Source organism: Ruminococcus sp. MCC718 (genome assembly GCF_018783905.1).
Lineage (GTDB): Bacteria > Bacillota > Clostridia > Lachnospirales > Lachnospiraceae > Hominisplanchenecus > Hominisplanchenecus faecis.
The window spans coordinates 1-10,548 of record NZ_WQNP01000012.1 but is presented as its reverse complement, the minus strand read 5'-3'; the positions used below and the strand labels follow the sequence as shown (position 1 = coordinate 10,548).

General features: G+C 37.2%; 9 protein-coding genes and 1 pseudogene. All 10 read left to right on the top strand.

The window, feature by feature from the left end; all coding sequences use genetic code 11:
* Window positions 1-449 (top strand): annotated as a pseudogene (locus GPK60_RS01360) (BREX-1 system adenine-specific DNA-methyltransferase PglX); the annotation flags it as partial.
* Between the two features lie 9 nt (window positions 450-458).
* Complete coding sequence (locus GPK60_RS01355) at window positions 459-1,634, top strand: YaaC family protein (protein WP_173866291.1); 1,176 nt, start codon at window positions 459-461, stop codon at window positions 1,632-1,634.
* A gap of 8 nt (window positions 1,635-1,642) precedes the next feature.
* A complete protein-coding gene (gene pglZ / locus GPK60_RS01350; RefSeq protein ID WP_173866289.1) occupies window positions 1,643-4,165 on the top strand; it encodes a BREX-1 system phosphatase PglZ type A in 2,523 nt (840 codons plus the stop codon).
* A gap of 229 nt (window positions 4,166-4,394) precedes the next feature.
* Entirely contained in the window at window positions 4,395-5,339 is a 945-nt protein-coding gene (locus tag GPK60_RS01345; protein WP_346727698.1) for a WYL domain-containing protein, read from the top strand.
* Window positions 5,340-5,418: 79 nt separating this feature from the next.
* Window positions 5,419-6,534 carry a Fic family protein gene (locus tag GPK60_RS01340; protein ID WP_173866285.1) on the top strand — a complete coding sequence of 372 codons (1,116 nt, stop codon included), beginning with the start codon at window positions 5,419-5,421 and terminating at the stop codon, window positions 6,532-6,534.
* 160 nt (window positions 6,535-6,694) lie between these two features.
* Complete coding sequence (locus GPK60_RS01335) at window positions 6,695-7,627, top strand: MarR family transcriptional regulator (protein WP_173866283.1); 933 nt, start codon at window positions 6,695-6,697, stop codon at window positions 7,625-7,627.
* Window positions 7,627-8,394 carry a hypothetical protein gene (locus GPK60_RS01330; protein ID WP_173866280.1) on the top strand — a complete coding sequence of 256 codons (768 nt, stop codon included), beginning with the start codon at window positions 7,627-7,629 and terminating at the stop codon, window positions 8,392-8,394. The genes GPK60_RS01335 and GPK60_RS01330 overlap by 1 nt, the downstream gene beginning before the upstream one ends.
* A 109-nt stretch (window positions 8,395-8,503) precedes the next feature.
* Window positions 8,504-8,728, top strand: a complete 225-nt coding sequence (locus GPK60_RS01325; RefSeq protein ID WP_215658714.1) for a DUF6462 family protein — start codon at window positions 8,504-8,506, stop codon at window positions 8,726-8,728.
* Between the two features lie 89 nt (window positions 8,729-8,817).
* Window positions 8,818-8,994 carry a hypothetical protein gene (locus GPK60_RS01320; protein WP_215658713.1) on the top strand — a complete coding sequence of 59 codons (177 nt, stop codon included), beginning with the start codon at window positions 8,818-8,820 and terminating at the stop codon, window positions 8,992-8,994.
* A 30-nt stretch (window positions 8,995-9,024) separates the two neighbouring features.
* Entirely contained in the window at window positions 9,025-10,251 is a 1,227-nt protein-coding gene (locus GPK60_RS01315; RefSeq protein WP_215658712.1) for a tyrosine-type recombinase/integrase, read from the top strand.
* Window positions 10,252-10,548: the final 297 nt, after the last annotated feature.

The following is a 10,548-nucleotide window of genomic DNA, read 5'->3' as shown; positions in this document are numbered from 1 at the left end:
CGGAATATATGGCTCTCATTCTCCGGAATGGTGGCTCTCAAAGTCCGGACAGGTGGCTCAAAGAGCCCTGGAATAATCACTGGATTTTTGATAGTGGTAAGCAAAATGGTTTTAAAGCTCTTGTTTATATGCATCGTTGGAACGCAGATACCATTGGTAATGTTCGAGTTGAGTATCTTCATCGTATTCAGCGTGTATATGAAAAAGAGATTACACGTATGCAGGAAATTATAGACAACAGCCACGATAACAAGGAGATTTCCAATGCTACAAAGCGGAAGGAAAAGCTCCAAAAACAAATTAAGGAAACCAAAGACTATGATGCTAAAATCGCTCACTTGGCTCTTTCCCGTATCGACATTGACCTTGATGACGGTGTAAAAGTTAATTACGAAAAAGTGCAGACCGCCGATGGAAAGAAAATGCAGATTTTAGCGAAGATTTCGTGAGGAAATAGTATGCCGAAAAGAACTTATGTTAATATTGATGAAGTGCCTTATCAATATAAGAACCGTAAACTTCAGATAGGAAAAAGTTATACGTCGCCTGATTTTAGTAGCCACATAGTTTTAACAGATGATATTTTTACATATATTGATTTTTATTTTTCAAGCCACAAAAAAGCGATGAAATATCATAATTCAGCTGTATCGAAAATCAAATATGGCGATGAAAAGAAATATCACTATTCGTTTTATTGGAAACAAGCAATGTCATTTTATAAAGCTGCAAAAACATTGCCGATGGAATCAGTTCCGTTAGTATCATATTATTCAATGCTAAATGCAGTAAAAGCATTCTTAGCTTTTAAATGCGAGTATATTGAGGATTTTGTAGAACATTTTTCAAGACATGGACTATTTGAAAATACCGCTATTTCTGGAAATGAGCTTTCAACTATACATGTGGGACATCAAAATAAAGGTGTTTTTGTCTTGTTTGGAAGAATGCTTGAGCAGAACTTTGATACTATTTGGGCAGGCGGAAAACTAAATACAGTTACATTGAAGAAATTATTATATAATTTAGCGTTTATTCATCGTGCCTATATAACTACATATAACACCCCAAGAGGAGCAAGAGTACCTGAATTATTTATACCTGTTAAAACAGCACAAGCTCCGTGCTACTACAAGGGAAATGATAGCAACCTATACTTAAAATTTGAAGTAGACCATTCTTTGTTTGGAGTTGCACCGGTTTCTATTCCAGTTGTATATGTAAACAGTATATCTTCAAAATTTAAGATTTCCGATAATAACAATTTTGTGTTACAAAGTGTAAATGGGGCAAAAAGAAACCAAGATAGTTTATCATCAGAGTTTAAAAACGAGAATGATGAATTAAGGCGAGAGTTTCAATATATTCGTTCGAGCAAGAAATTGTGGTATTTGAAAAGAACGGCATTGAATCATCCAGAGGTTATGAATCTTAATAGTATGTTAATTATTATGGCAGCTATGCATAGGGTTAGTGAAATTGTTCGATACAAACCTGAGCAAATGGCACATTTGTTAAATTCAAAAGAGAATTGGTTGTTGCATGAATTTTTAACATTGGCGTTAGACCAATTCATTGATGAATTAGCCGCAGAGATTACAGGGCAAGATATAATGTGTACAGGAGTAAAGTAGGAGATACCATGGCAGAACTAAACTTAAAACAGATTACAGACAAATTAAATAGTGAGTTTGCAAGCGATGTCCGTAAACTTGTGTTTTGGTATGATGCCAATGCGGAGTTTCAGGAGGATATTGACAGCATAGAACTGGAAAATGCCAAGGTTCTGCATCTTGAGCCAGACAACCAGTTCTATATCAAATACTTCTTGGAACGAGAGGATACGACAACCAATTATCTTGTTTACGCTCCGTTTGCAAAACCAAGTATAAGGGACAATCATCTTGCAGATACAATCCGATATTCCAAAGAATTTTTTGCTGACCGTGCTTCCCTGCTCACGCTTGATTTGGGTATTGATGAACGGTACAAGTCTGTCATTCAGCATTATATTAAATTCTTTGCGAATAAAGACAGAACACAGAAGTTTTATGATTTGGAAATAGAGAATTTCAACAGAAGTACAATAGAAGTTGCTTTGATGAGCGTGCTTTGCAAGGATAAGACCGCTTCTTTTGAAGAAGTGTTGCGTTCAATATTGACAGATTATGAATTGCAGGATAACAAATACCTGACAGAGTTTGAGAAGTATGATTTGCTTTCTGCATTTTGGCAGCAGGCAGATGTGGCATTTGGATATAATGACCCGAAGCCAACACTTGAAAAACTCGTTATCACGATGTTTGTTACTTATGCGGCTAAGAGTATTCATACGGATATGCCGCAGGCTTGGAAACCATTTATTTCTTATAAATCCGGTAATATCATTGCGTTTATAGATAACTTGATGAATAGCTATTTGTATGGTACTCGTTTTGATGAGATTTCAGAGATTATTTATAATGCAATCAATGGTAAAAATTATCTTGAGAAGATGGAAGTGGAAACACTTGTAGATTGCAATATCTTTGCAGGTGTTGATGAACTTCTGATTAGTTGGATTATCGGCAGACTTGAGAATGAGGATATAGGAGCAAAGCTGAATGGAAAGACGATTCCGGAGCTTTGTGTAGAACGCAGAAAGCAACATTTTGGAAAGAACTTCCGCAGTGAGTATTTTATTCTTCAAAATGCCTTTGATATGATTGCTGAAGGTAAGTATCAGCCAGTCAGCGGTATCAAAAACTTGGTTAAGGAATATACGGAGTCAACTTATAAGATTGACCGCTATTATAGATACTTCTATTTTTACTTTGATAAATTAGAAGATACTGCACAGTTTGAAAAAATCAGGGAACTGGTTGAGAATATTTATACCAATGAGTATCTGAACCGGATTACAGTGAACTGGAACAATGAACTTGCAGACGCAGATGGAGAAACAGGACTTACATTGCAGAGAGATTTCTTTGCAAGGCATATCAATTACTCAAAGGATAGAGTTGTTGTTATTATATCCGATGCACTCCGTTATGAGGTTGCACATACCCTGTTTGAAAAAATGCAGGCAGATGAGAAGTGCAATGCTTCTATCGGAGCAATGCAAGGCGTTCTTCCATCTTATACACCGTTAGGTATGGCTTCGTTACTTCCGCATAAGACGATTGAGTACAGTCCGTCTTATGATGTACTGGTAGACGGAAAAGCGTGCAGTTCCACGGAGCAGAGGGAAGCTATTCTTAAAGAGTATAAAATAAACAGTAAGTGCGTTCAGTTTGATTCAATGAAAACAATGAAACAGGCAGACCTTCGTTCTATCTTTACCGGACAGGACGTTGTGTATATTTATCATAATCAGATAGATGCCCGTGGAGATAAAGCGGCTTCTGAAAATGAAGTCTTTACTGCTTGCGAAGAAGCAATTGAAGAGATTTATACTTTGATAAAGAGAATTGCATCGCAGGCAAATACTTATCATTTTATTGTGACGGCAGACCACGGATTTATTTATAAGAGAGATAAAATTCAGGCAACAGATAAGATTGCCGGAGCTGCTTCAAAATCAAACAGCGTTGGACAGCGTTATTCCATATCTGCCGAAGAAATCAAGGCAGACGGAGTTTGCCATACAACGGTTGGTAAGGTACTTGGTAGTGCCGATGAGCGTATTGTATCGTTCCCGCTTGCTTCAGATATTTTCAAGGTGGCAGGAGCAGGACAGAACTATGTCCATGGTGGCTGCTCTCCGCAGGAAATGCTTGTACCAATGATTGATGTGAAAGTAGATAAGGGTAAAAAGGAAACAAGCCTTGCAGAGATTGCTCTTGTAAGCCTGACTTCAAAGATTACAAATCTTATCACGACACTGGATTTTGTTCAGACAGAGCCGGTAAGTGATATTGTGAAAGAAACAAGCTACCGAGTATATTTCATTTCTGATAGTAACGAGAAGATTTCTAATGAGAATATTGTTATTGCTGATAAGAAAGATAAAGATACGACGAAGCGTATGTTCAGACTCCGCTTTAACTTTAAGAACAAGAAATACGATAAATCACAGAAATACTACTTGGTTGCTTATGACGATAAGAATGATATAGAAGTTCTTCGTCACGAGATTATTATGGATATTGCATTTGCCGATGATTTTGGCTTTTTCACATAATATCTGAAAAAGGGGTATCGCCTTATGAAAAGATGGGAAGTCTCATCAAATTTAATCGGCTGCTTTAATCTGATTTTCTATTCCAGTACGGAAGGTGCGGTATATAAGACATTGGGTGTTGAATAAAAAGATAATGCAATGATAGATTTTAAATTGTGCAGACGGTCTGCACAATTAGGAAAGGAAGGCTATGGAAACAAAGCCAAGGATTTTATACTTACAAAAAATTTTGCTGGAAAGAACAGATGAAGAGAATCCTCTTTCCACAACACAGTTAATCAATATATTGAATGATGAATACGGAATATCTGCACATAGAACAACGGTTACAAAAGACATTGCTGCACTTCAGGAGTTTGGAATGGATATTGTTACTATTCATTCTACTCAGAGCAAATATTTTGTAGCCAGTCGTAAGTTTGAATTGACGGAACTGAAATTGCTGATAGATGCAGTAGAGTCATCAAAGTTCATTACAAAGAAGAAAAGCGATGCACTGATTGAGAAGATACATACAATAACAAGTGCAGGGCAGGTGGCAAAGCTGAAGCGTAATAACTATGTGGTCAATCGAATTAAGCCGGATAATGAACAGATATATTACATCATTGACGCTATAAACGACGCCATCAATGCAGGTAAGCAGATTTCTTTCCAGTATTATGATTATACCGGATTAAAGAAAAAAGTTCTGAAGAATAAGGGCGAAATTTATAAGCTGAGTCCGTACAAACTTCTTTGGAATGGGGATAATTATTATGTTATCGGATATTCTGAGAAGAAAAGCAAGGTTATCAATTTCAGGGTAGACCGTATTGCTTCAAAACCTGAGATATTGGATAAGGACATTATCCCAATGCCTGATGATTTTGATATTGAAAATTTCACAAAAGAAGTGTTCTTTATGTTCTCAGGCGAGAAAGTTTTTGTGGATTTAAGGTGTGATAACAGTTTGATGAAAACAATGGTTGACCGTTTCGGAGAAGATGTGACAACCCTTGCGTATGATATGACGTCTTTCAGAGTACAGACCGAAGTATCAGCCAGCCCTACCTTTTTCGGTTGGGTGTTTGGCTTTAATGGTAAGGTACAGATACTTGCACCGGAGAGTGTGAAAGAACAGTACAGACAAATGATTGCAAAAGCCGATGAGAATATGCAAGAAAGCGAATAGTGCATATTTGAAATTGTGCAGACGGTCTGCACAAATTAGGTAAGATTGAATTATAAGACTATGAAGCGAGGTAGTGGATATGGAAAAAGACCCGTTTAAGGAATATTTAAGGGAGTCTGAACCGGATAAAGCTCATAAGGGTTATGCTTGGAGTACGGCAATCGGACTTCAGGCGGTGGACGGACTCAAACCATCTAAATATTTGATTGATACTGCCATTCAGAATATTGAAGGCAAAATCACGATGAAGGAAGCACAAAGTCTTATTGACAGCTATTATGAAGAAAGACCAGTGCATTTGTCTGATGATGAACGTACCGAAGAAGCAGATAAGGTTTCTTCTCGTATTGCAGAAATTCTTTCTGAAACAGCGTTCTCATTTTCTCCGAATGAGTATATCTCTATCCACCGCAAACTCTTTCAGGGGATTTATAAACACGCCGGAAAAATTAGAGATTACAACATTACAAAGAAAGAATGGGTGCTTGATGGGGCGACTGTTATGTACGGTAGTGCTTCAGAACTGAGAGCCACACTTGAATATGATTTTTCGCAGGAGAAGGACTTTAGTTATAAAGGGCTTTCCATGGACGAGATTATCCATCATCTTGCTGTATTCATTTCAAGGTTATGGCAAATCCATATCTTCGGGGAAGGCAATACAAGAACAACGGCAGTGTTCTTCATCAAATATTTAAGGACACTTGGGTTTTCTGCAACCAATGATATTTTTGCGAAGAATGCGTGGTATTTCCGAAATGCACTTGTCCGTGCAAACTATACGAACCTGCAAAAAGGTATTCACGAAACAACAGAGTATCTAGAAGCGTTTCTCAGAAATCTGCTTTTGAACGAGAAAAATGAGCTTCATAATCGAAATCTTCATATAAGTGGACTTTTGAATGAAGAAAAAGTGGACATTGAGAATGAAAAAGTGGACATTCAAGACACAAAAGTGGACATTGAAAGTGTACTTTCCCAAAAAGGCAGTGATTTCTCAGTAAAAACGACGGTTCATATCCATAGACTCTTTGAAAAGTTTGGCTTTGATGAGGTGTTTGGAAGAAGTGCTGTTATGGAACTTCTTCAACTGAAAGGTTCAGGTGCTTCAAAACTTCTTTCCAATTTGGTGCAGGCAGATATTATTGAACCAGTATCCGGTCACGGAAAAGGAAAATATAAATTTAAGATGTAATTTGGGCATTGTAGAATTTCCACTCATCGAGTGGAAATTTTGCTTATGAAAGAAGTTTATGCAGATTATCTGCACAAACTCGAAACAACTCAAAAACTTGAATTTTAACATTGTATAAGTTAAAATGAAATAAATTGAGTTAAAAAGGAGAATGAGAAATATGCTTACAAGCGTATTCGGGATTTCTATAAAATATGAAGCATGGAATCATCAGGATTCTTTGCCTGTTTATATTGCAGGGAGTTATGATTTTCAAACAGCATATATTGGAAACAGACGCTGTATAATGCTTGCTCCAACAGAAGAACTTGCCACACTTCCGGCATTGAAAAAACAAATTGCAAAAATACAGCAGATTGATAATGTACCAGTTGTATTTGAACTTGCAACGGTATCAAATTATCGAAGAAAAAGCCTTATAGAAAATAATATACCGTTTATTACTGATAAGCAGGTCTTTCTTCCTTTCATTGGAACAATGCTTACAGATGAGAAAGAACCCCCTAAATTGAGGGGTAAGTTTGTTTACTCCACGCAGCAGTTGTTTTTATTTTATCTGTACAGTAAGAAAAAACGATTGTATATTTCAGAAGCCGGAAAAGTGCTTCCATTTACAGCAATGACCTTGACCAGAGCAGTAAAGCAGTTGGAAACGACGGATTTGTTTTTGGTAGCAAAAGACGGTGTCAACAAGTTTATTGAGTCAAAATATAAGCGAGATGAATTATTTGAAAAAGCAAAAGTATATTTGACGACTCCTGTTCGAAAAACAGGATATATAGATAAGGCGCAAGTTACAGAAAACATGGTCTTTGCAGGGGAAACGGCACTTTCTGAAAAAACAATGCTAAATCCCAGCCGAGTTGTTACCTATGCAATTAGTGAGAAAGATTATGATAAAACCTTGCTGACTGATGAATTGATAGACCCGGATAAACAGATAAGACTTGAATTATGGGCATACAACCCGAAACAATTTTCAGAGGATAACAGTGCTGATGATATTTCCATTGTTTTGTCTTTTGCAGATACAAACGATGAGAGAATTGAAGAAGCAGTAGATGAATTACAGGAAAGAAGGTTGAAGGAGTAATGGTCAGCGGATTTACAAAATTTAAGGAAAGATTTCAGGGCTTTGAAAATCAATATGTCATCATCGGTGGGACAGCTTGCGATTTGATTATGGAAAACGAAGAATTACCGTTTCGGGCTACAAAAGATGTAGATATTGTACTGATTGTTGAATCCATAACAGCGGAGTTTGGCAGGCAGTTTTGGGAGTATGTCAAGGAAGCAGGATATGAGCATTTGAATAAAAGTACCGGAAATGCACAGTTTTATCGTTTCACATCTCCGAAAAGCAAAGAATATCCATACATGATAGAAATATTTTCCAGAAATCCAGATTTTATTATATTGGAAGATGATGCAGTTCTCACACCGATTCCGATAGACGATGAAATCTCCAGCTTGTCGGCAATCCTTCTAAACGAAGCGTATTATGAATTGCTAAAAACCGGACAAATGATGGTTGATGGCATTCCGGTATTAAGTCCGACTTGCCTGATACCATTTAAGGCAAAAGCGTGGCTGGATTTAAAAGAACGCAAGTTGAATGGAGAGCAGGTTGACAGCAAAAATATAAAGAAACATAAAAACGATGTGTTCCGATTAGCACAGTTAATCACAGCCAATACAAGGCAAGTTCTCAGTTCGGAAATAGCAGAGGATATGAAAAAGTTCTTATCTGAAATAGCTGATGAAACAGTGGATTTAAGATCATTAGGCATTAGAGGGACGGATAAACAAAAAATTATAGATATGTTGTACCTGTGCTACAATTTGAACGATAATACATAATTTTTCTCTAAAGCCAAAAAAAATTTCATATTAGAGGCTGTATTTTCACCCTCCTTCTTTTGTATATATGAAAGATATTTTTTTATGTACGAAGGAAGGAGGTTTTTTCATGCCTAAAGTCAGAAAAGAAATTCCAGAATTGGAAAAGCTGGTGCAGGTCGGAAGAAAGAAATTTGTCCGTTATGAGGAAGGGGCACAATTATATTCTATGGGGTTGCATACATTTCAGAAATTAGCGAAAGATGCAAAAGCAGTCTATCATGTGAAGAGAGTTGTTCTGGTTAATACAGAGATTGTGGATGAATATCTTGAGAATTTCAGAGATGAATTATAAAAAATAAAATGTAATACATGAGGAGCAAAACACGTTGACTTGTTGTCGGACATAAAGTATAATAGTGTTGTAAGGAAGGAGGAAATAGTATGGCAAAGATGGGAAGACCAAAGAGTGATGACCCCATGAATTATCGTTTCACCATCCGTTTCTCCAATGCTGAGCAGAAGCAATTGGAAGCTTATGCTGAAAAGTACAATCTTACAAAAGGGCAGGTGCTTAAGAAAGGATTGGAACTATTATACCGACAGGACAAGCACAGCTAAGATGCTCCTCACAATTAGTGAGGTGAGAGGATGGCAAAATCAAGAAAAGACAGCCGGGGGTATGTGTTGCGAACCGGTGAGAGTCAGAGAAAAGACGGTCGCTATTCTTATTCTTATACAGATTTAGATAAAAATAGACGAACTGTTTACGCAAAAACATTGGTTGAACTCAGAGCAAAAGAAAGAAAAATCATCCGCGACAAAGAAGATGGACTGAATCCGCAGCTGGCTGACAGGATAACGCTGAATGAACTGTATGATCGGTTTATCGAACAGAAATATGATTTGAAACCATCAACAAAAGTGAATTATCTCTATATGTATAATCACTTTGTCAGACCAACATTTGGAAAAAGATTGATTGGTAAGATCAAATATTCTGATGTGAAAAAATTCTATTATCGTATTATCCTGGATGAAGAAATGAAAGCAAATACGCTGGATAGTATACATACACAGTTGCATCCGGCATTCCAGATGGCTGTAAGGGATGGACTGCTCAGACAAAATCCGACAGACGGATTAATGGCAGAAATCAAAAAGAGCCATATCTGGGAAGATAATCCGAGACATGCGCTTACGATTCCACAGCAGAAAGCTTTTATGGATTACTTAAAAGCCCATCGGGAATATCAAGGATGGGTACCTATTATAACAGTCCTTCTTGGAACAGGAATGCGAATTGGTGAATGCATCGGTCTTCGATGGGATGACCTGGATTTTGAAAAGCGTATTATCAGTGTGAATCATACTTTTATCTACAGACCTGATGAAAACAGAAAATCGGTCAAGCATATTTCTACACCAAAGACGATTTCAGGACGGAGAACCATTCCGATGATCGATGAAGTGTTCAATGCTTTTCTGGATGAGTATGAGATCCAAAAGTGCATTGGCTTTTCCTCAGAAGAGATTGATGGATATTCAAATTTCGTTTTTGTAACAGCAACCGGAACGGTATATTTACCAAATGCAGTTAATCGAGCGATTGAAAGGGCAAGAGTTGCATATAACAAAGATGAAATAGAAATAGCAGAGAAAGAGGATAGAGAACCACTCATTATTCCTCATTTTTCAGCCCATCATTTGAGACACACATTTTGCACAAGATTGTGTGAGAATGAGTCGAATTTGAAGGTGATCCAAAGTATCATGGGCCACTCAGATATTACAACAACCATGGATATTTATGCGGAAGCGACACAGGAGAAAAAGCAGGAAATTGTTGCAAATCTCCAGGGAAAGATTATAATATAATTAGTGATGTATCATGTTTTTGAGGACATGTGCGCACCATAAAAGTAGAGGGAGATATATCTTCCTCATCTATTAAATAAAAACTTATACTACACAAAAGACACAGCCGACTTGGGGCTCTATGGATCTCAATGGAAGACCAAAAAAATCAGTTTTTGGATGTGTGCGGTGCCTGACGGAGCTCAGTGGACAAGGGTGGAAGAGATCGTTCAATTAATCCCGACAATGAAGTCCTTAGATGGTGTAAATAAGAAAAATGATGTAAATAATACAGCTTCTGAAGCACCTGAAAAAAAT